The organism is Calothrix sp. CCY 0018 (assembly GCF_963920925.1).
In the GTDB taxonomy this organism is placed as follows: Bacteria; Cyanobacteriota; Cyanobacteriia; order Cyanobacteriales; family Nostocaceae; genus Rivularia.
In genome coordinates this window covers 135,545-155,677 of record NZ_CAWUDI010000006.1, presented here as the reverse complement: position 1 = coordinate 155,677, position 20,133 = coordinate 135,545, and the positions used below count along the sequence as shown (strand labels likewise).

Sequence of the window (20,133 nt, the reverse complement as noted above, 5' to 3'; positions counted from 1 at the left end):
AGGGAAGGGGGGAAAGACTGGGAACGAGGCTAAAGCCTCTCTCCTTGCAGGAGAGAGGTTTGGAGAGAGGTCATATTGCCAATTATTAATTATTATTATGAATTACAAAAAAATAATTTCCCTAACCCTAACAATTGCTACCCTCACAACAATAAATACAATCGTCCCACAAGTCAAAACCCAAGCCAACCAACCGCAAAATAAACAAACAATAACTCAAACAAAAGCCAGCGATTGGTATTATAAAGGGATAATTAAAGTTAACAAAAAAGATTGCCAAGGCGCGATCGAGGATTTTACGAAAGCGATTGAAATTAATCCTCGATATGCATCAGCTTATTATCAACGGGGTTTAATTTATGGTAAATATGCTCAAGGTAAAATATTACGTCCCGATGGTACTTTGCCGGGATGCGTGAGAGTTAATGAATATAGTATTAGCTGTGATGTTAAGGTAACTGCAAATTGGAAACAGCAGAATCAACAACAAGCGATCAAAGATTTTAATCGTGTAATTTCAATTACTCCTCGATATGCAGCAGCTTATCATCAAAGGGGATTGATTCAAGAAAATCGACGGGATAAGTTAAAGGATTTTCAGTTTGCAGCCTTAACTTATTTGAAGTTCAATAATTATTCAGAAGCAGCGAATGTTTTGGAAGATATCGATCAATTATATTTGGAAGAAAATCCAGATGCGGGAATGATAGAACGTCCGACGGGTTCTCCTGGGTTGTCTGCTGAATTGAAAAAATCGCCCCATGAGCTAATGAATGAAGCGCGAGAGGCTTTGAATAAATCGGATGTAAAAACGGCTTTGGAGAAATATAAATTAGCTGCACAGATTTTTAAAGAAAGGAAGAATACAAAAAAACATCAGGAAGTGCAGCAGATTATTAGTAAGCTTGAGAAGAAGGTGAAGTGAAAAGGGTTAGGAATTAGGAGATTGGGTTCCTAATTCCTGGGGTTTATTGTTAGAACTTTTGTATTCGTTGCAAATGATTCATTACCATTTCATAAAGTCTAGTATTGTTTTGAATTTTTGCTAATTGTGCTGCTTTTTCTAAGCCTTCAACGGCTTTTTGCTTATTGCCTTTCATCATATAAACAAGTCCTCTAAGTGAATAAGCACTAGCATATTCAGGATTAATTTCAATAGCTTTGTTGTAATCAGCCAGTGCTAAATCCCATTTTTGCTGGTCAATATAAACAAGCCCCCGATAGTTGTAATATTCATGATTATTGGGCTGAAGTTGAATAGCTTTGTTGTAACTGTCTATTGCTAAATCAAACTTGTTCTGGAGTTGATGATAAATTAATCCTTTATTGTAGTAAGCATTTGCATAATCGGGATTAATTTCAATAACTTTGCTGTAATCAGTTAATGCTAATTCATCTTTGTTCTGGGCTTGATAAAAAATACCTCGATAGTAGTAAGCATTAGCATTACCGGGATTAATTTGAATGGCTTTTTTGAAATCAGCTAGTGCTAATTCATATTGTTTCTGGAGAGAGTAAACAAGCGCCCGATTGAAGTAAGCATCAAAATAATTAGGATTAATTTGAATGGCTTTGTTGTAATCAGCTAGTGCTGATTTCCAGTTTTCTTGGTTAGAGTGAAAAACTCCCCTATTGGAATAAAAAGCTGCACGAGGACTAATCTTAATTGCGTTGTCTATTGCCTCTTTTGCTTGTGCATACTGTTTTAATCTTTGTAAAACTTCCGACTTTTCGTTATACAGATTAGGGTTTTGCGGTTTTATCTGAATTGCCTTGTTTATGGCAACTAATGCTTTATCTGGTTGATTTAATTTTCGATAAACTACACTCAATTGATGCAAAGCAGGAACAAATGATTCAGATTCACCTCCTATTACAGCTTGTTCTAGAGCAGCAGCAGACTCTTTGTAGTTATCTGCTAACGCTAAACCTTTACCATAATAGGCTAAGTAAACAAATGATTTTTGCTTGATTGCTTCATCAAAGGCTTTAACTGCTTCTTGATAACGACGCAACCGAAACAGTTGATTTCCTCTTTCTAACCATTGGAAGTCAGTTGCATTTCCTCCGAAAACATCAGTGGATAATACTGCTTGTTCTATTAACTTCTTATTTTGTGTATTTAGCTGCGGTGGTAGGGTATTTTCTAATTTTTGCGGTTTTACACCTAATCGCGGAACTAAACCTAAAAAGGTACTTATAGGAATGCCTAAGCTATATCCTATCGGAACTCCATCCCCTGCATCAGAGCTTCCGTGAATACCAATTACTCGTCCTAATGAATCTAAAACTGGACCACCACTCATTCCACCATAGGTAATATTGCTGTAAACTAACTCATATCCATTCTTTAAAGAACTAGCTATTTGCAACCTACCAAAATCATTATTTTGAAATTCGGATTGATTAGTATTTAACAAGCCCTTTTCCTTATCAAAAATTAGCCCTGAAGTAAATCTCCAAGGTGAACGATCGCCCAACTTTGGATACCCCGCAGTAAATGTAAAGTCATCTTCATTAGGGTTGTAATCTGCAATAGTTGCTATCTGATAATTCTGCAAACTGTTAAACTTAACTACTGCTAAATCAACTCCTTGTTCTATTTTGATACTGGTTTTATCTACAGGATATTTTTTACCATCCGGGGCAAGTATTTCGTATTTATTATCTTCACATGGTTGATCTGGTTGATTTGGATATATTTTTACTTGTTTTTCACAAACAACATGAGCAGATGTTAAAACTGTGTAAGTATTACCTTCTTTAGCAATAATTATTCCCGAACCATTAGTATTACTGTTACTATCAATTCTTACGGTAAATTGTTTGGCTTTTTGTTCTAATTCTCCTAACCATCCTGTGAGTTTTGGCGATTTGGCTTGTTCTATTCCAGAGGTTTGAGTTATTGGGGAAGATGCGGAAACAGTTTCAATAGTGAAGGTGGAAACTTGTAGAAGCAGTAAGGAGGAAATAACGATTATATTGTGGTTCATTTTAGGAGGTGGATAAATGAAAGATTATTGGAGGGATTGAGGGGAAGAAAAGGTGAGAGAGATTAGGAATTAGGGAATGTTCCTAATTCCTGGGTTTTATTTTTGTAGTTGTTGTAATAAACTTATTGTTTTTTTATAAGCAGCGGTATTACCTTGAGCTTTGAATAGCTGGGCAGATTTTTGTAAATATTGAATACCTGTTTGTTTATTTCCTTTTTGAATTAGAACTATACCTCTATATGGGTAAGCCTCAGCGTAATCAGGTCTAATTTGAATAACTTTGTTAAAATCAGCTATAGCTAAATTCCATTTTTGCTCCCTTCCATAACTATTTGCCCGCTCAACATAAGGTTCAACATTTTGAGGTTCAAATTGAATCCATTTACTGTAATCAGCTATAGCTAAATCCCATTTTTCCTGTGCTACGTAAATACCCGCGCGATGCTCGTAAATATTAGTTTCAGAATCGTAAGGATTGATTTTAATGGCTTCATTGAAATCTGCTAGTGCTAAATCCAATTTATTTTGTATCGAGTAAAAACGTCCCCTCCAACCGTAAGCATAAACCGACTGAGGATTAAGTTTAATGGCTTCATTGAAATCAGCAAGTGCTAAATCCGATTTGTTCTGTAATACGTAAATAGCCCCTCGCAAAGAGTAGTTAATAGAACGAGGATTTAATTTTATGGCTTCCGTCATTGTAGCTTGTGCTTCTTCTACATTGAATATTGAATTCATCAACGCAAGCGCTTTCATTAAATATCCGCTTGAATTTTTTGGCTGAAGTTGAATCGTTTTATTTGCTGCGACTAATGCTTTATCCCATTGTTCTAAATTTATATGCATAAGACCTAGTAATCGCCAAGCAGCAACATAATCAGGTTTGAGTTTTACCGCTTGCTCAAATGCTGTTGCAGACTCTTTACGTTTACCTTGCCTCCAGAAATTAAAACCTTTACCGAAATAAGCTATGTAGGTAAAAGATGATTTACGCTTAATTACTTCATTAAAGGCTTTATCTGCTTCTTCATGCCTTTGCAAACGCAACAGTTGATTTCCTCTTTCTAACCATTTGTCAGCTGTTGTATTTCCACCTGAAACGTCTGCTGTTAGCGCTGCTTTTTTTATAGATTCAACTTGTTGAGAATTCAGTTGAGGTGGTCGGGTATTTTGTAATTGTTGCGGTTTAACACCTAATCTGGGAACCAACCCTAAAAAGGTACTTACGGGAATTCCCAAACTAAATCCTATTTGAATTTGACAAGTAGATCCAGAACCCCCACATTCTCCTGTTTGTGAGTCGTAGGCTTCTTCTCCCTCGGCACGTCCGTGAATACCAATCACTCGTCCTTGTGAATCTAAAACCGGACCACCACTCATTCCACCATAAGTAATGCTGCTATAAACTAACCCATAGCCTCCTGCTAATGAACCTTGTGAAGCTAAAGAACCTACTCCTGATGACGAGAAGTCGGAATCTTTTACTAAAAATAATCCCTCTTCTTTATTAGCAATTTCCCCTACGGTAAACCGCCAAGGTGAATCATTTTTTAATTTAGGAAATCCCGCAGTAAATATAAAGTCTTCATTGTTAGGATTATAATCAGCAAGAGTCGCTATTTTATAATCTTCAGAACTCTTAAATTTAACTACCGCTAAATCAACTCCTTCTTCAATTTTGATACTGCTTCCATCTACAGGATATATATTTCGATCTGGTGCTAATATTTTATAGTTAAATTCACCGCATGGCTTTGTTGCATCTTCTCTTTCGCACAACACATGAGCCGATGTTAAAACCGTGTAAGTATTTCCTTCTTTAGCAATAATTATTCCCGAACCATTAGCATTACTGCTGCTATCAATTCTTACCGTAAATTGTTTGGCTTTGTGTTTTAAATCTCCCAACCATCCTATATATTCCGGTTCCGGTATTGCAGCACCACCTATTGGTAAAGGCAATTTATAAGCAGTCAGAATATCTCTATCAACCTGCGCTAATACAGTTGAAATCGGAATACCCCAACTCAACTTTCTCATTTCTGTAATCTCTGCTTCGCTGGGACGTTTACCGTTTTGATAAACATAACCCGTGTCTAAAATCGGATAAGAACTTTTACCATTTATCCCTACAAGTTCTCCTTCAGTGTTGAGAATTGCACCACCACTCATTCCTTGTTCGATGTTGCTGCTGTAACCGATTTCATATCCTTCTTTAAGGTTAGAAGTCTTTTCAACTTTCCCTTCGCTAAATACAATCTTTCCTGTAGAAACGGAAAAGCCCGCAGCTAAAATTGGTGTATTAATATCTGGAGTAGTTTTAGCAATTTCTGATAAACAATAATTTTGATTACTTTGAAATTTTAATAAGGTAATATCTGAATTTTTAAAGCTTTTTTGCGGTACTATTTCTGCTGAATAGGTTTTACCGTCAGCAGTTTGCAGTTTAATAGAATTAACTCCTTCGATAACGTGAGAATTAGTAAGAACTAAATAATTATTCCCTTGTTTACCGATAAGCGTTCCCGATCCACCGTTGTTATCGCCGATGACTTTTACTGTTATTTTATTGGCGAGGGTTTGTAGTTCTTTTGTTGAATAAAATTCGTCTTCTCGCTCGATTTTGCAGGTTGAATTTTGAGCTACGGAAGGAGGAGCGGCTTTAATCGGAAAGCTAGGGATTTGGAGAAGGAGTAGGGAGGAAAGAAGGATTAGATTACGGTTCATTTTTAGGAGGTGGGTGAATGGATGGCGAAATAATAGCGGGCGATTTTTCGTTATTCCGGTAGATGTAGAGACGTAATATATTACGTCTCTACAAATCAATGCGTGGTTAACAAACAATTGTGTAAAAATTACAAATTTCTCTAATCTTCAACTTTTACCGAAGGTGCATAATCTAATATCGTTTGCACTTCAAGGTGTAATTGCTTACCCGAATTTTGGTAAAGAGGCTCTGATGATTTACCTTCACTTATATTTAAAAGTCTTTGTAAAACTAACTGAGGGTTATTACCTTGTTTGATGGTAAATAACTGATTATTTTGATTACAAGTTTCTCCTGGTTTAGCAGCACAAATGACTGGATATCCGTTATATTTTCCAGTAGTTAAATAAGATAAACGACCTTCTTTGTAAGACTTTTGAAACTTTTGTGTTACCGCCTCACAACGTTTCTTCGGACTCCAATTAGAAAAATATTCAGATTTCCACGCAATAAACAGTACGTGAGTTTGACGTTTGGGAACCCAAACAACTGTAGCTGGAATTTGTTGGTCACTTGCTGGATCTAATATGTCTTTACACATAAAAGTGACGGAATCCCTTTCAGAGTTGTTAGTATTTGCTTGGCTCAAAGTTTCCGCAGCATCTCCCGCAATCATCTGACTAAAACTTGGGGATATGCTACTAGTTAAAGCCATCACAGAGGTTAAAGCAGAAATTCCTAAACGTAGAAAAGATTTGCGTTGCATGGGTTTAATTCCTTGGTTAAATGTTGGTTTTGAGTTGAACTAATGATTAAATACACCCTGGAGAACCTCTCTCCAAACCTCTCTCCTACAAGGAGAGAGGCTTTAATTTCTCATTCCCCCCATTCCCTCATAGGGAAGGGGGCTGGGGGGTTAGGTTTCCGAGTTTTGGGTTAAATATGATATCCAAATTACTACTAAGGGTTAGCAGTCGCTCGCAAGCTATAATCACCCGATTGTCTACCTGTAGAAGATTTTGCTTCTATTACATAAATCCCATCTGCTGGTAAAGTTGTTGCAATTTGAGAGTTAAAATCACCCGCACCCCTATCGTCGTTTTCTGTAATTAAATTTGATTGTTTACCTTCAGCATTTTCGACAAGTTGATATAAACTCAAAAACGGATTCATGGTTTTACTTGTCATTTCAATGATTACTTTTTGACCTGCTTTACCTTGAAAGACATATAAGTTAGCAAAGCCATTTTCTTGACTAAAGTTGCCATTTATGTCTTGTCCGTTAAGCGATATACTCACAATTTCTGACTCTTGGCTTGGTTTCTTTAAAGTAGAAATTGGAGACAAATTGCCTTTTTTTGCAGCAGCTATAAATGAACGTACATTAGATACGGGAATTGCAAAATTCATTCCTGTATTTAACTTTCCGGGTGCGCCAATAATTGATGTATTTACACCAATTACTTCAGCTTTAGTATTAAGTAAAGGCCCTCCTGAATTCCCACCGTAAATAGGTGCATTGTGTTGAATTACCCCATCGCTCTTGTTGATGCGAGTGATGTTTCCTTGAGTAAACGTATCTTTATATCTAGGATCGAGAGGTGAACCAAGGGCAAAAACGCGATCGCCTACTTCAGCACTACCCAGAGTCGCCAATGCAAGTGTCTGCAAGTTGTTCTGTCTGTGGATTTTCAGCACTGCTAAATCCAATCCACCTTTAGCAAAACCAAGCACGTCAGCAGGAAGTTTTCTCCCATCAGCAAATTCAACGGTAACTACACTCGGACTTTCCTCTACAACATGAGCGTTGGTGATAATCAATCCATCTTGACTGACAACGAAACCACTTCCATGTCCTTTTCCATCCTTAACCGTCACAACCGCCGGACTCACTTTTTTATACACACTACGAGCAATCTGTTCTTCTGTGGTTTGTGCTACAGCACGGTTGGAGTACCCTAATTGATTTCCGTTATCGGATAGCAGATGTTCGACTACGGGCAAAGTTAATAAGTTAAATAAAACACACAGTGTCAAACCACTAAATCGAGATAATTTTGCGTTCATAATAAGTTTATATTTACTTCATAGACTCTATATAGGCGGTCAACAAAAAATTAAAAGCGGAATTATACAAGGTGATTTAATTGACCATATAATTTGTGTTAATACCAGTCAATACACTTAACTGAAATTAATTTATGTAAAGTCATCTTGAATCCGCTGAAATTACCTTCCAATCGAATTACTGACTGAGGAGTTGTTTTTTACGCAATTTATTTAATTTTTTTTTAAGTGTTTTATTCTTTTGTAGCGAAATTGTTCGTAGTAAGGACTTCAGTCCTCAAAGCGCTAAAGCGCTTACTACGAACCTGGTTTTAGTCCATTTAAATGGACTTCCGCTATTAGCTTGGGGTTTGCAACCCTAAGCGAGTGAGGATTTATACGAATAATTTGGATTAGGAAAACCGATTAGCAGGTGAGAACAAAGTCTAATTGGTGCGTTACGGCAATTTTTCAGTTACTAAAACTATCAAATCTTTGCATGGCCGTAACACACTCTACATCATATAGATTAGGTGTAATTACAACCCAAAATGCAAAGAGACGTAGCACTGCTACGTCTCTACATTAGTTATCTGAATTATCTATTAATTCGACTTTCTTGTGGGGTGGGCATCCCTGCCCGCCATTTTGGTACCTTATAAAGAAGAAATATGCTGTATCACTTCGACTTCTGCAATTTCTCCTCACTAATCCAATCACCATGAAAACCATAAGGCACTCGGTGCGGAATCAATACCCGCGCAATTGGCTCTGATGTCATATCTTGAGCGTCTACAATTACTAATTCAGATGTATCTTCATTCGAGTCATACACGAAAGTCATTACCCAACCTTCGTCTTCACCATTTCCACGAGGTACAAATACTGCTTCACCACCACAACGCCCTTTGCCAAATTCATGACTTTGGGATTTACCGCTATTCAAATCATATTTAATTACACCAGACATGGAACCTTGTCCCATTTTGCCTGCGTAACCGTAGCGGGTTGGTTGTCCTAAAAAGTTATCGTTGACGCGGGGGAATTCTGATGCTGCGTCGTCTAATCTTTCTTCGCGCACGCTACCGTCTTTCATGTTAAATCGCCAGCGATGCATTCTGGGAATATTATCTGCATCGCTTGCAACATCCTCGGTAGCAAAAATATTTACAGAATTCAGCCGACAAGCCAAAAGTACTACTTCGTCTTTGTCTTCGTAAGCATTCAAAGTATGCCATACGAAACAAGCAGGAGCTTCAAACCAGCGAATATCATTATTATCGCCGTGACGAGGCACAATACCAAAACGACTGGCTCTATCTTTCTCAAATTTTAAACCGGGTTCGCCTTTTTGCATCCGCATGGGATCGAATGTCATCGGCAAATCCATAAAAATTGTATAGTTGGCGGTGATGGCGAAATCGTGCATCATTACTCCCATCGGTAATTCAATGGGTACGGTTTTCAAAAGTTCGCCTTCTGCTGAAACTACGCTGTAATGCAGGTATGGCGGAGCAAATGAATAGCCGAAAAACATCATTTCACCCGTTACCGGATCTACTTTGGGATGTGCGGTAAAGGCAGATTGTAGCTTACCGTTGTAAGTATATTCCCCGAAAGTATCTAATTGTGGAACTTTAATAGAATAAGGCGCACCTCCTTCCCAAAGCGCTAAAAATTTACCTGCGTGCCATACCAGCGCGGTATTAGCAACGTTTTTATATGCGCTGTGGGGATTATCCATTTGCGGTGGCTCTAATAAACCACCCCATACGGCTTTGCCTTCTTTATGTTCTATTTGCCACCCTTTTGTACGCACGTAACGGTTGCGATAACTGGCTTTACCGTTAGAAATCCTGACACCGTGCAACATTCCATCGCCATCAAACCAATGATATTGTCCTTTAGGCTGCCATTGAGGATTGGGGCCATTTCGCACGAACATCCCCGATAAATCGGGGGGTAATTCGCCAATTATTTTTAAGTCATCAGAGGTGATTTCTTCACGCACTGGGGCAAAATTACCGTCGAGAAAAGGATTTACTGCTGCTGCTACCATTATTATTTAAGATTAAAGGTCAATCTATTTTAAGTTTTAAATTTTAAAATAATCTTTTAGATTTTAACAACGGATGCTTTTGTTTTGGATTTACCCAAGGTATGAATCATGAGTGAGAATTTGTGGTATTGAAAAACCCGGCTTTTTAAACAAACCGGGGTTTCTTAATGGTTATGCATGATTTTAAAGTGCTATGGTACCTCCATTAATGGGGTAGGTATAAAGCTTTCCTGGGGTAATTTTACTCTGCCTGTTTTAAAGGAATAGTTGCTTTAGAAAGATTGTTTGATTTGCTTTTAGCCGCAAAAACTGAAGATATGATTTTAGGAGACACAATGCAGATAACAGTACTGACGACAGTTAATAAAAAACCATCTGCTAAACTCATCTTGAACTCTCCATTTTACGAAAAAATGTATATATTCTATTGTTAAACAAAATCTAAATAATTAGATCGGTACAGGCTTTTAAATATCTTCGGATTTATATATTTGACTTTAATGTTTATATGTGATCCAACACTTATTTCAACACTTTTAAAAGCTATTAGCTCCACTGCTGTTAGCTGTTAGCTGGCAATTAGATGGGGATTTAAACCCCAACAAGACGGCTTGCACGCCAATTGACGGCGGGGCGTATTAAACCCAGAGACGGCTAAAAGCTAAAAGCGGTTAGCGCATAAGCTGAAAGCTCGATCAATTATATGCCCTACAGCCATTAGATTTTAGAATTGAGATTATTGATTATTCTCTGCGAAAGCTAAAATAACTTATTTTTGATCTAATTTTTTATCTAAAATACCCAGAGCCAAAATCTATGTATTTGCAAGGCTAGTCAAAGTATATTTTTCTCAAAATTTGATGCATTAATACATAGATGTCATTGATATACGTTTATATAACTCAATTTTTCTAGATATAATTTTACATTTATCTGGAAATTGAATCTGGCTTTAGATAGAAGTAGTTGTATCTATGATAGTTGTCTATTTTCACTAAATGAACGGATATACTTTCAGATATAAATTATTGACTATAAAGCGTGCATATGATGTCTAAAACCGATAGTACAAATAATCAATTTTCTAAGCTTACCGAAAAAGACCGTGCAAATTTAAAAAGTACGGTGGATTACTCAAAAGTAGAATCGCTACCGGAAATTTGGGCGATCGCAGCAAGTCACTTCGGCGATACTACAGCGCTGCACAATCCCCATGCAAAGCCTAAACAGGAAATATTTACTTATAGAGAACTGTTTAATCAAATTCAACAGTTTGCTGCTGGTTTACAGGCATTGGGAGTCAAGCCAGAAGGACGTATTTCGCTGATTGCTGATAATAGCCCTCGCTGGTTTATTGCCGATCAAGGTATGATGACTGCTGGGGCTGTGAATGCGGTACGCAGTTCCCAAGCAGATGTAGAAGAATTGGCGTATATCTTGGCTAATAGCGATAGTACGGTGTTAGTGGCGCAAGATTTAACAACTTTTGAGAAATTGCGTCCTCATTTAGATGATTTACCAATTCAATTAGTAATTTTGTTAACTGACGAAACAGCACCAAGTGAAGAAGTTATTAAGGTGTTGAATTTCAAGCAGTTAATGGAAATTGGTGCAAAACATAATTTAGAACCCGTTAAGCAAAAGCGCGATACTTTAGCCACTTTACTTTATACTTCCGGTACTTCGGGAAAGCCTAAAGGAGTAATGCTTTCTCATGCAAATTTGCTGCATCAAATAACAAGTTTACGCGCAATAGTTCAACCGGAACCAGGAGACGTTGTTTTAAGTATTCTCCCTACCTGGCACGTATTAGAACGCACTGGTGAGTATTTGCTGCTGAGTCAAGGGTGTACCCAAGTTTATACAAATTTGCGCTCGATAAAAAATGATTTGAAACAGTACAAACCTCATTACATGGTGGCAGTACCGCGTATTTTGGAATCAGTTTACGAAGGAGTACAAAAGCAGTTTCGGGAACAGCCAGCTTCTAAGCAAAACTTGATTAATCGATTTTTGGGTATTAGCGGAAAATATATTAAAGCGCGACGAATTAGCCAAAATTTAAGTTTGGAAAATCTTAATCCCTCAATGGGAGAACGAATCGCGGCCAGCATTCAAGAAAAAGCCCTTTCACCACTACACGCTTTAGCTGGAAAAATAGTTTATGGCAAAGTGAGGGAAGCCACAGGGGGAAGAATCAAACAGTTTATTTGCGGTGGTGGTGCATTAGCAAAGCATATAGATGATTTCTACGAGATTATTGGTATAGATATCTTGGTTGGTTACGGGTTAACCGAAACTTCCCCGGTTACTCATGCGCGTCGTCATTGGAGTAATTTACGCGGCTCTTCGGGATTGGGGATACCAGGTACCCAAGCAAAAATTGTCGATTTGGAAACTCGTAAAGAATTACCAACTGGGGAAAAGGGTTTAGTATTGCTCAAAGGGCCGCAAATCATGCAAGGCTATTATAAAAACCCGGAAGCCACACAAAAAGCTATTGATGCCGAAGGTTGGTTTGATAGCGGCGATTTGGGTTGGTTAACTCCCCGTCAGGATATAGTTTTAACCGGACGAGCAAAAGACACTATCGTATTAACCAACGGGGAAAACATTGAACCGCTTCCCATCGAAGACGCTTGTTTAAGGTCCCAATTTATCGACCAGATAATGCTTGTGGGACAAGACAAAAAAAGCCTCGGTGCTTTCATTGTCCCGAATTTAGAAGCATTAGAAAAATGGGCAGAAGCGCAAAATTTGGAATTATGTGTTAAAGAAGACAATGTTACGCCATCTACCAGCCAAAAAATCCATCTTGAGAGTAAAATGATCCAGGATTTGTTTCGGCAAGAGTTGACTCGTGAAGTACGAAATCGTCCGGGATATCGATCGGATGACCGTATCGGACCATTTCAACTGATTCTAGAACCGTTTTCTATGGAAAATGGCATGATGACACGAACTCTCAAAATCAGAAGACACATTGTGATGGAACACTATCACGATACGATCGAGCAAATGTTTGCCGCTAACTAGTTCACTTGTTTATTGAATTCAAAAGGAAAAAAAAGATATTTCTATGGACATCTCCAATCCTCAATTGCTGCTAAAGCGCGTTATTAACGTTAAAGCGATCGTCACCTCTTTATGGAAAGAGGAAGTAACGCAGCAACTACAAGGGCAAATCAATCAAACCGATCAGCAGCTACAGCAAATTGATGTCCAAGGGCAGCGTGCAATTACCGAGATTCAAAAGCAAGGTTTGCAACCGCCAGGGCCTCAAACTTTACAGCAAATTGAGAACATCCAAGGTCAGGTAAACGAGAAAAAAAGCGAGATGCTAGAACAAAAAAACCAAAGCTTGCAAAACCTTCAACAGGTACAAATGCTTGAGTTGGATCAAGAAGTTAATCAATTTCAGTTGGAAGGTTTCTTCCGAGCAGAACAAGGCGATAACCTGATAAGTAAAATGCAGGTCGAAATTGTTCTGCGAGATGGCGTTATCGAAGAAATTCGCGGCGACATTTAAGTCAAATCTGACATCTTATACCAATGTCTCTATTCCCGGTTTCCTTGATAGTGAAAGCATGATTTTTTGATTATGCGACGAGCAAGAAACCGGGTTTCTTTATGCTTAATAGCTCTATTCCCCATTCCCTATATTCAACGACAGCTGGTCCTTGTAATAGCTGTTGTTCCATCTTTCAAACATTGCTCGTAAGAACCAGCCCATACAATTTGCCATAAAGGAGGCGAAGTTACAAACAACGAACGTCCAAAGCTTGTAAGTTCAACTCGATATTTAATCGGCTTTGGCGATTGTGAAGTAAAGTTGGTTTGAGTTATTGTTACCATTGCATGATTGGGTTGAGGATAAGTTACCTCCACTTTACGGTTCGATTTCGATTCCTTAGATTGAGTTGTATCAAAAGCATTTATTGCCAGCGCAGCTGGGTCACTCCCTCTAAGTACCGTCCTGAATCTGGTTAATGGTATTGATTTATACTTACTCCTGAATGATGTTGTTGCAAGCTCTTGACTTGAGATTTGCTTTGCTTGAATTTGCTGTTGCTTTTCGGCGGTATACGACCTATTAGAATGCCATTGTTTAATTTTGTAAACTCCAGCGACAACAGCGGTGGCAAAGACACTCAGTGTAAATACCAGTAAAAATTTTAACTTTACCGACATAAGATTTTAAGAAAATTTTAAAGGGTTTGTTTTTATTTATCTACAATGAATTTTAAATCGAGACATGACTCCTTACTTCATGCTTTAAGTAGAATTTCCGAAAAATTTTTTTAAAAAAGATTAAGTAGGGAATGGGGAATGGGGAATGGGGAATAGGGAATAGGAGAGGGGGTAGCGAGTAGGGAGTAATCTAAAATCCAAAATCCAAGACCCAAAATCTAAAATCTAATACTTTCCTTAGTACGCATAAATACAGATTATTCTAGCAGTGTAATTCTAAAATAGTTCGTCGCGTCCGCGCTCGCGATACAATGCAATCTGGAAAAAACTATTAAAGTCCATAAATTATTAATTCAACTTCTTTTCTTATGAGTATTCACGAAATATTTATGCCCGCGCTGAGTTCTACAATGACTGAAGGTAAAATTGTCTCTTGGGAAAAATCCCCTGGTGACAAAGTTGAGAAAGGCGAAACGGTGGTAGTAGTTGAATCGGATAAAGCAGATATGGATGTGGAATCTTTCTATGAAGGATACATGGCGCATATCGTAGTAGAAGCTGGAAATAGCGCTCCTGTAGGTTCGGCGATCGCTTTTCTTGCGGAAACCGAAGCCGAAATTGAAACTGCGAAAGCCCAAGCTAAATCTAGCGGTGGGGCACCCGCGAAAGCCGAAGTAGCTGCTGCAACAGCCCCCGGACAAACAGCGCCACAAAAAACAGCAACTTCGACGAATGACACTTCTCAAAATGGTTCGGCACGCGGCAGCGGTAGAAAAATTGCTTCCCCCCGCGCTCGTAAATTAGCCAAAGAATTTAAAGTTGATTTGAGCGGTATTACAGGTAGCGGCCCTCACGGACGTATTATTGCTGAAGACGTGGAAACAGCTGCGAGTAAGTCTACATCTGTGAGTTCTACACCTGTAGAGGCTCCAACGGCTCAGCCAGCAGTTGCACCAGCCCCTAGCGCTCCTAAAGTCACTCCTGCGGTGACACCTGCACCTATGCCAGTTGCAGTAACTCCAGGTCAAACGGTACCTTTGAATACCTTACAAAATGCCGTAGTGCGGACTATGAATCACAGCTTGTCCGTACCCACATACCATGTAGGTTATTCGATTGCCACCGACGAATTAAACAAACTTTACAAGCAAATCAAATCTAAAGGCGTGACAATGACAGCGCTGCTAGCCAAAGCGGTAGCAATGACATTACAGAAACATCCATTATTGAATGTGAATTATACAGAGCAGGGAATGGTACATCCTGCCAACATCAACGTAGCTGTAGCCGTAGCAATGGATGACGGAGGATTGATTACACCCGTACTACAAAATGCAGACCAGCAAGACATTTACAGCTTATCGCGTAACTGGAAATCCTTAGTAGAACGCGCTAGGGCAAAACAATTACAGCCAGAAGAATACAACAGCGGCACCTTCACCATATCCAACTTAGGTATGTTTGGTGTAGATACATTTGATGCGATTTTACCACCCAATCAAGGTTCAATATTGGCGATCGCCGCATCTCGTCCGGAAGTAGTAGCCACTACTGACGGTATGATGGGAATACGTACTCTGATGAAAGTTAACATCACTTGCGATCATAGAGTTATCTACGGTGCCCATGCAGCAGCATTCCTCAAAGACTTAGCGAAATTAATTGAAACTAATTCTCAATCTTTGACAATGTAGGGAGTAGGGAGTAGGGAGTAGGGAGTAGGGAGTAGGGGGTAGTTACGAGTAGGAAGTAGGGAAAAGAGCTTTAGGGCTATTCAAGGGCATTACTACATACTTCGTTTTTTAGTGCCTACCTACTTAAATAATATCGCAATAGTAATATGAATAAACTTGGGGTGATAATGCTCCAGGTTTTTTTATTAAGCATTGGGAATTGGTTAATTCTTCATTGTTAATTCTTCATTGTTAATTGATAATTGTTAATTGACGGCAAACGAGGGGGAGAACAATGACTTTTAAGTACAAAGTATTATCAATTGATGGTGGTGGTATTCGCGGTATTATTCCGGCGATAATTCTTAAGGAAATCGAAAAACGCACACAAAAGCGGATTTGGCAATTGTTCGATTTAATCGCTGGAACTTCTACTGGAGGTTTTTTGGCGATGATTTTAACTATGCCAAATCCTGATAATGCAAATACTGCTCGGTATAGCATGGAAGATATCATCAATATGTACCGAGAAGATGGAAAAAATATCTTTCACGAGCCATTTTTAGAAAGCTTAACAGAGGTTGATGATTTATTAAGACCCAAATATCCCTCTGAAGGCAGACAAAAAGTTGCTGAAAAATACTTTAAAGATGCTGCTCTTAAGGATGCATTAACTAATGTTTTTATAACTAGCTACGATATAGAGTTGCGGGTGCCTGTATTTTTCATCAATAATCCGAAATTTCAAAGACATTCAGGAACTAGTTTTCGTAAGCTTTGCAGCGATTACAAAATGGTAGAAGCATCGATGGCAACTTCTGCGGCTCCAACTTTTTTTGAACCTTATAAACTAGCAATGCGCGGTTGCGATAATAATGAGAATAATAATTATGCTTTAGTCGATGGTGCAATGTTCGCGAATAATCCTACAGCATTAGCCATTGTAGAAGCTATTATCTATGCTCAAAATAATCAAGAACAAATACCCTTAGAAGATATTTTAGTTGCTTCCTTGGGTACGGGTTCTCTAACAAGAAAATTTCCTTACGACCAAGCGGTTAATTGGGGTAAACTGCAATGGATACAGCCATTAATCAATATTTTTCTTGATGGTGCCAGCGAAGTAGCAAACTATCAATTAAGGCAGTTATTGCCTGATGCTCAAAATAATCGCAAACAGTATTTTCGCTTTCAAAAAGAACTGACTGAAGCAAACGATGATTTGGATAACACTACTGAAGAAAATATCGAATTGCTAGAAAAAGTTGCATCTACAATTATTCGAGAGCAAAGTAGGGAAATTGATAAATTGTGCGAGCAACTTTTAGCTTAGTTTGTAGTTTATAGCTTGTAGCTTGTAGTAGCTTGTAGGTTGGGTTAGACACGATAATAAATTTCGCTTGTGACGAAAATCGATCAAATCGTGTCGTAACCCAACATGGTTATTTTGAGATAAATAAAAATTATTCTTGAAATATAACTTGAAATATAAAATGTTGGGTTACGGGGCCATGATTCATTTTGCATAAAACTATAACTCTTCGTGCGCCGTGAAGTTAAGCTACTAACTGTTCCCTAACACTCAAGACATATGACTTTAGACTGAGATACTTTTACGAATAAATTCCTTTTGGGTGACGAATTTTAACAATAAACAACGTTAACCTACACTACTAGTGACTTGGCAGCTACTGTTCCTAACCGAGACGGTAACGCCGCTTTATCTATATATAGTTAACTAACCTTCCCATTTCCAGTTTATGAAATTAGAGAGCGATAGCTTTTCTGCTGATGGATTAATTCCACCTGAATTTACCTGCGATGGTGAAGCGATTTCCCCGTCTTTGAAATGGGATGAACCACCCCGTGAAACCCAAAGTCTGGCGTTAATTGTTGACGATCCAGATGCACCCGGTCAAACTTTTGTTCACTGGGTGCTTTACGATATACCGCCGAAAACTCGTTATATTCCTCAAGCGATCGCGCCGGATGCAATGTTAGATGGTAGCGGTATTCACGGTACAAACGACTACGAACAATTTGGTTATGGCGCTCCATGTCCCCCTGATGGGACTCATCGTTATTATTTCAAGCTATATGCTTTAGACATATCTTTAGGTTTAGCGGCAGGTGCGAGTAAGAAAGATGTAGAAGCAGCGATGGAAGGACATATAGTTTCTCAAGCGGAATTAATTGGACGTTATAAGAGACAAAAGTAGTTTTTAGTAGTTTTTCAAGTTGTTATTAAAGGAATAAAAGGAATAATTATGGCTGAAGTACAAAGAAAAGGGCAGCCTGATGATAATATGCCATCGGACTATAAAAAAGACCTAAATCCTCATGAAGGTGCGGGTTTGAATCATGGTTTAGACGGTAAAAATCCGGAAAAAGCAGGTTTGAACGCTTACGATATCAAGGAATTACACGACAAACTCCAAGATTTTACAGATGATGAATTAAAGCAGATTGTAATTATCCCTCACGGTAGTCGCTTGGCACAAACTGCAACTTATATCGATTTAAACGACCCAAAAAGAGAAGAATTTACCGCTATGGGTGCGATAGAAGCGGATGCTGATAATTATTACGTTCCTAAATCGGAAATCGGTTATCAGTTGTGGAATAAATTAATTGGGGTAGAAAATCCAGAACGTACTGGAGAAGCAAATTAATGTTTAAGAAGGAGTAGGGAGTAGAATTAAAGCCCCGAATTTGGAGAAGGAATCTTTTTGGAATTAATCTAAAATTGAAATTATAGTTATTTAAAGTGTGACTTATGTCTTCTCCATTTCCGGGAATGAACCCATATTTAGAAAATCCTGAATTATGGTCGGAAGTGCATCATCGGTTGATTACAGCCATTGCGGATGCCATTGAACCACAACTTGGTATTGAATATCGAGTAGCTATCGAAAAGCGGACATATTTAGGCGATATTGAAGATTCAGTTTTAGTCGGAATTCCTGATGTAGCTGTAACAACTAAAAAAAAGATTTCTACTAAGAATAAAACAGCAACGGCAACTTTACCCTTTCAAGCAGAATCAGTCACTGTAAAACTTCCAGTACCCGAAGAAAAGAAAGAAGCTTATTTAGAAATTCGAGAAGTCGCAACCGGATATGTAGTAACAACTATTGAAGTTCTTTCTCCTACTAATAAACGTACCGGAAAAGGACGAGATGCTTATGAAGAAAAGCGTCGAGATGTATTAAGCACTCCCACACATTTAGTCGAAATTGACTTGCTTCGGGCTGGACAACCCATGCCAATTCTTAGCGAAATTCCTAAGACGGATTATCGTATCTTAGTTGCTCGTGGAAATCGTCGTCCTTTAGCGGAAGTTTTCGGGTTTAATCTTCAGCAAGAAATTCCCCAGTTTTTACTTCCCCTCAAATCTGAAGATAACGAACCTTTAGTAGATTTACAAAGTTTGTTAGCGCAGGTTTACGAACGAGCAAGATTTTATTTAGCAATAGATTATAGTATTGAACCAGTACCAGCGCTAAATTCGGAAGATAAAGTTTGGGCTGGTAATTTGTTGAAAGAGAAAAGTTTGCGTAATTAAGTTTACTTGAAATAGCCCGTATAGCAACATCCAACCTGATTGAAACCTAGAGAATTATAGAGTGCGATCGCCCCAATATTCTCTTCATCTACCCATAGTTTCAATTCTGTATATTCTTGAAGCAATTCTTTAGTTAAAAATGCTAGCAGTTTTCGAGCAAATCCCTGTCTGCGAAACTTTGAAAAAGTGAATGGTGCTGCAACTAAAGCGTAATGATTCACAGGATTGTATCTAACAACTGAAACAATTTGTCCGGAATATTCTAACACTGCTATCTGACGCTTTTTTATTAAACTGTTCCAATCGCGATTTGCATTCCCACTACCGCGTTCGGCAATATACTCTTTCTCATAAGCCATTAGCATAGGTTTATCTTGTAATGATGCCCAACGCCCTTTACCATCAAGTAACGATTGAGTACAAGTCATTACTAATTGATCGTATTCCCGTTCCAGTTCAAGATATTCGAGGAAAAGCGGACGAATCCATTGCTTAACTTCCATTGAAGTGATTATTTTTTTGGGAAAACCACATTTTTGAACCAGGGAAAATAATGATTGAGTGGTAAGTTTATTGCAGCTCTCGAAAGACACCTGAGTGTTTCGATAATTTATCATCATTACTCCTTGAATATTATCTGGAGTTACTTTTTGAGTTATAGATGGTTTGTAGGAAATAGCAATTAATTCTCCAGTTTGTTGCGGATTAATTTTACCTTGAATAACAAGATTGAGAGCGTATTCTAAATCTAGGCTTGAGTGACAATATTTTTGTAGCCAGTCTATTGCGGCTTGAATTTGTTGATAAGAAGGGAATGTAATGATTTTACTGCTATTATTTTTATGCATAGTAAATCAATAACTTTATTAAACCTGATATCTTACACCATTCTTGCGGAA

General features: G+C 38.3%; 16 protein-coding genes. 8 read left to right on the top strand and 8 right to left on the bottom strand.

Annotation, left to right across the window (positions count from 1 at the left end):
* The first annotated feature begins 97 nt into the window (after positions 1 to 97).
* Complete coding sequence (locus ACM03V_RS06480; protein ID WP_414619940.1) at positions 98 to 925, top strand: tetratricopeptide repeat protein; 828 nt, start codon at positions 98 to 100, stop codon at positions 923 to 925.
* A 49-nt stretch (positions 926 to 974) separates the two neighbouring features.
* On the opposite strand, the gene ACM03V_RS06475 is transcribed toward ACM03V_RS06480, so the two are convergent.
* The 6 genes from ACM03V_RS06475 to ACM03V_RS06450 form a co-directional block, all read right to left on the bottom strand.
* On the bottom strand, positions 975 to 2,993 hold the full coding sequence (locus ACM03V_RS06475; RefSeq protein ID WP_414619939.1) for a tetratricopeptide repeat protein: 2,019 nt from the start codon (positions 2,991 to 2,993) through the stop codon (positions 975 to 977).
* A 96-nt stretch (positions 2,994 to 3,089) separates the two neighbouring features.
* Entirely contained in the window at positions 3,090 to 5,720 is a 2,631-nt protein-coding gene (locus tag ACM03V_RS06470; protein ID WP_414619938.1) for a tetratricopeptide repeat-containing serine protease family protein, read from the bottom strand.
* A gap of 140 nt (positions 5,721 to 5,860) precedes the next feature.
* Positions 5,861 to 6,466 carry a COP23 domain-containing protein gene (locus tag ACM03V_RS06465; protein WP_414619937.1) on the bottom strand — a complete coding sequence of 202 codons (606 nt, stop codon included), beginning with the start codon at positions 6,464 to 6,466 and terminating at the stop codon, positions 5,861 to 5,863.
* Between the two features lie 194 nt (positions 6,467 to 6,660).
* Positions 6,661 to 7,767: a S1C family serine protease gene (locus ACM03V_RS06460; protein ID WP_414619936.1), complete on the bottom strand. Its 1,107-nt coding sequence runs from the start codon at positions 7,765 to 7,767 to the stop codon at positions 6,661 to 6,663.
* 658 nt (positions 7,768 to 8,425) lie between these two features.
* Positions 8,426 to 9,805 (bottom strand): carotenoid oxygenase family protein, encoded by a 1,380-nt coding sequence (locus tag ACM03V_RS06455; protein ID WP_414619935.1) that lies wholly within the window; start codon positions 9,803 to 9,805, stop codon positions 8,426 to 8,428.
* 241 nt (positions 9,806 to 10,046) lie between these two features.
* On the bottom strand, positions 10,047 to 10,193 hold the full coding sequence (locus tag ACM03V_RS06450) for a hypothetical protein (protein WP_414619934.1): 147 nt from the start codon (positions 10,191 to 10,193) through the stop codon (positions 10,047 to 10,049).
* A gap of 662 nt (positions 10,194 to 10,855) precedes the next feature.
* Between ACM03V_RS06450 and ACM03V_RS06445 the strand changes: the two genes are divergently transcribed.
* Both ACM03V_RS06445 and ACM03V_RS06440 read left to right on the top strand, forming a co-directional pair.
* On the top strand, positions 10,856 to 12,841 hold the full coding sequence (locus ACM03V_RS06445) for an AMP-dependent synthetase/ligase (RefSeq protein ID WP_414619983.1): 1,986 nt from the start codon (positions 10,856 to 10,858) through the stop codon (positions 12,839 to 12,841).
* Between the two features lie 43 nt (positions 12,842 to 12,884).
* On the top strand, positions 12,885 to 13,334 hold the full coding sequence (locus ACM03V_RS06440) for a YlqD family protein (RefSeq protein ID WP_414619933.1): 450 nt from the start codon (positions 12,885 to 12,887) through the stop codon (positions 13,332 to 13,334).
* A 134-nt stretch (positions 13,335 to 13,468) separates the two neighbouring features.
* Here ACM03V_RS06440 and ACM03V_RS06435 read toward each other — a convergent pair whose 3' ends face one another.
* On the bottom strand, positions 13,469 to 13,996 hold the full coding sequence (locus ACM03V_RS06435; protein WP_414619932.1) for a hypothetical protein: 528 nt from the start codon (positions 13,994 to 13,996) through the stop codon (positions 13,469 to 13,471).
* Positions 13,997 to 14,364: 368 nt separating this feature from the next.
* Here ACM03V_RS06435 and ACM03V_RS06430 point away from each other — a divergent pair, with 368 nt between their 5' ends.
* The 5 genes from ACM03V_RS06430 (at position 14,365) to ACM03V_RS06410 (ending at position 19,234) form a co-directional block, all read left to right on the top strand.
* Entirely contained in the window at positions 14,365 to 15,690 is a 1,326-nt protein-coding gene (locus tag ACM03V_RS06430; protein WP_414619931.1) for a dihydrolipoamide acetyltransferase family protein, read from the top strand.
* 274 nt (positions 15,691 to 15,964) lie between these two features.
* On the top strand, positions 15,965 to 17,002 hold the full coding sequence (locus ACM03V_RS06425; RefSeq protein ID WP_414619930.1) for a patatin-like phospholipase family protein: 1,038 nt from the start codon (positions 15,965 to 15,967) through the stop codon (positions 17,000 to 17,002).
* Between the two features lie 427 nt (positions 17,003 to 17,429).
* Positions 17,430 to 17,888, top strand: a complete 459-nt coding sequence (locus tag ACM03V_RS06420; RefSeq protein ID WP_414619929.1) for a YbhB/YbcL family Raf kinase inhibitor-like protein — start codon at positions 17,430 to 17,432, stop codon at positions 17,886 to 17,888.
* 48 nt (positions 17,889 to 17,936) lie between these two features.
* Complete coding sequence (locus ACM03V_RS06415; RefSeq protein WP_414619928.1) at positions 17,937 to 18,341, top strand: hypothetical protein; 405 nt, start codon at positions 17,937 to 17,939, stop codon at positions 18,339 to 18,341.
* 104 nt (positions 18,342 to 18,445) lie between these two features.
* On the top strand, positions 18,446 to 19,234 hold the full coding sequence (locus ACM03V_RS06410; protein ID WP_414619927.1) for a DUF4058 family protein: 789 nt from the start codon (positions 18,446 to 18,448) through the stop codon (positions 19,232 to 19,234).
* A gap of 2 nt (positions 19,235 to 19,236) precedes the next feature.
* On the opposite strand, the gene ACM03V_RS06405 is transcribed toward ACM03V_RS06410, so the two are convergent.
* Positions 19,237 to 20,082, bottom strand: coding sequence for a GNAT family N-acetyltransferase (locus tag ACM03V_RS06405; protein ID WP_414619926.1), 846 nt, complete (start codon positions 20,080 to 20,082; stop codon positions 19,237 to 19,239).
* Between the last annotated feature and the right edge of the window lie 51 nt (positions 20,083 to 20,133).

Bases quoted from the DNA above. Each gene is read 5' to 3' on its own strand.
- ACM03V_RS06480 (WP_414619940.1), top strand. From the start codon at position 98: ATGAATTACAAAAAAATAATTTCCCTAACCCTAACAATTGCTACCCTC.
- ACM03V_RS06475 (WP_414619939.1), bottom strand. From the start codon at position 2,993: ATGAACCACAATATAATCGTTATTTCCTCCTTACTGCTTCTACAAGTT.
- ACM03V_RS06470 (WP_414619938.1), bottom strand. From the start codon at position 5,720: ATGAACCGTAATCTAATCCTTCTTTCCTCCCTACTCCTTCTCCAAATC.
- ACM03V_RS06465 (WP_414619937.1), bottom strand. From the start codon at position 6,466: ATGCAACGCAAATCTTTTCTACGTTTAGGAATTTCTGCTTTAACCTCT.
- ACM03V_RS06460 (WP_414619936.1), bottom strand. From the start codon at position 7,767: ATGAACGCAAAATTATCTCGATTTAGTGGTTTGACACTGTGTGTTTTA.
- ACM03V_RS06455 (WP_414619935.1), bottom strand. From the start codon at position 9,805: ATGGTAGCAGCAGCAGTAAATCCTTTTCTCGACGGTAATTTTGCCCCA.
- ACM03V_RS06450 (WP_414619934.1), bottom strand. From the start codon at position 10,193: ATGAGTTTAGCAGATGGTTTTTTATTAACTGTCGTCAGTACTGTTATC.
- ACM03V_RS06445 (WP_414619983.1), top strand. From the start codon at position 10,856: ATGTCTAAAACCGATAGTACAAATAATCAATTTTCTAAGCTTACCGAA.
- ACM03V_RS06440 (WP_414619933.1), top strand. From the start codon at position 12,885: ATGGACATCTCCAATCCTCAATTGCTGCTAAAGCGCGTTATTAACGTT.
- ACM03V_RS06435 (WP_414619932.1), bottom strand. From the start codon at position 13,996: ATGTCGGTAAAGTTAAAATTTTTACTGGTATTTACACTGAGTGTCTTT.
- ACM03V_RS06430 (WP_414619931.1), top strand. From the start codon at position 14,365: ATGAGTATTCACGAAATATTTATGCCCGCGCTGAGTTCTACAATGACT.
- ACM03V_RS06425 (WP_414619930.1), top strand. From the start codon at position 15,965: ATGACTTTTAAGTACAAAGTATTATCAATTGATGGTGGTGGTATTCGC.
- ACM03V_RS06420 (WP_414619929.1), top strand. From the start codon at position 17,430: ATGAAATTAGAGAGCGATAGCTTTTCTGCTGATGGATTAATTCCACCT.
- ACM03V_RS06415 (WP_414619928.1), top strand. From the start codon at position 17,937: ATGGCTGAAGTACAAAGAAAAGGGCAGCCTGATGATAATATGCCATCG.
- ACM03V_RS06410 (WP_414619927.1), top strand. From the start codon at position 18,446: ATGTCTTCTCCATTTCCGGGAATGAACCCATATTTAGAAAATCCTGAA.
- ACM03V_RS06405 (WP_414619926.1), bottom strand. From the start codon at position 20,082: ATGCATAAAAATAATAGCAGTAAAATCATTACATTCCCTTCTTATCAA.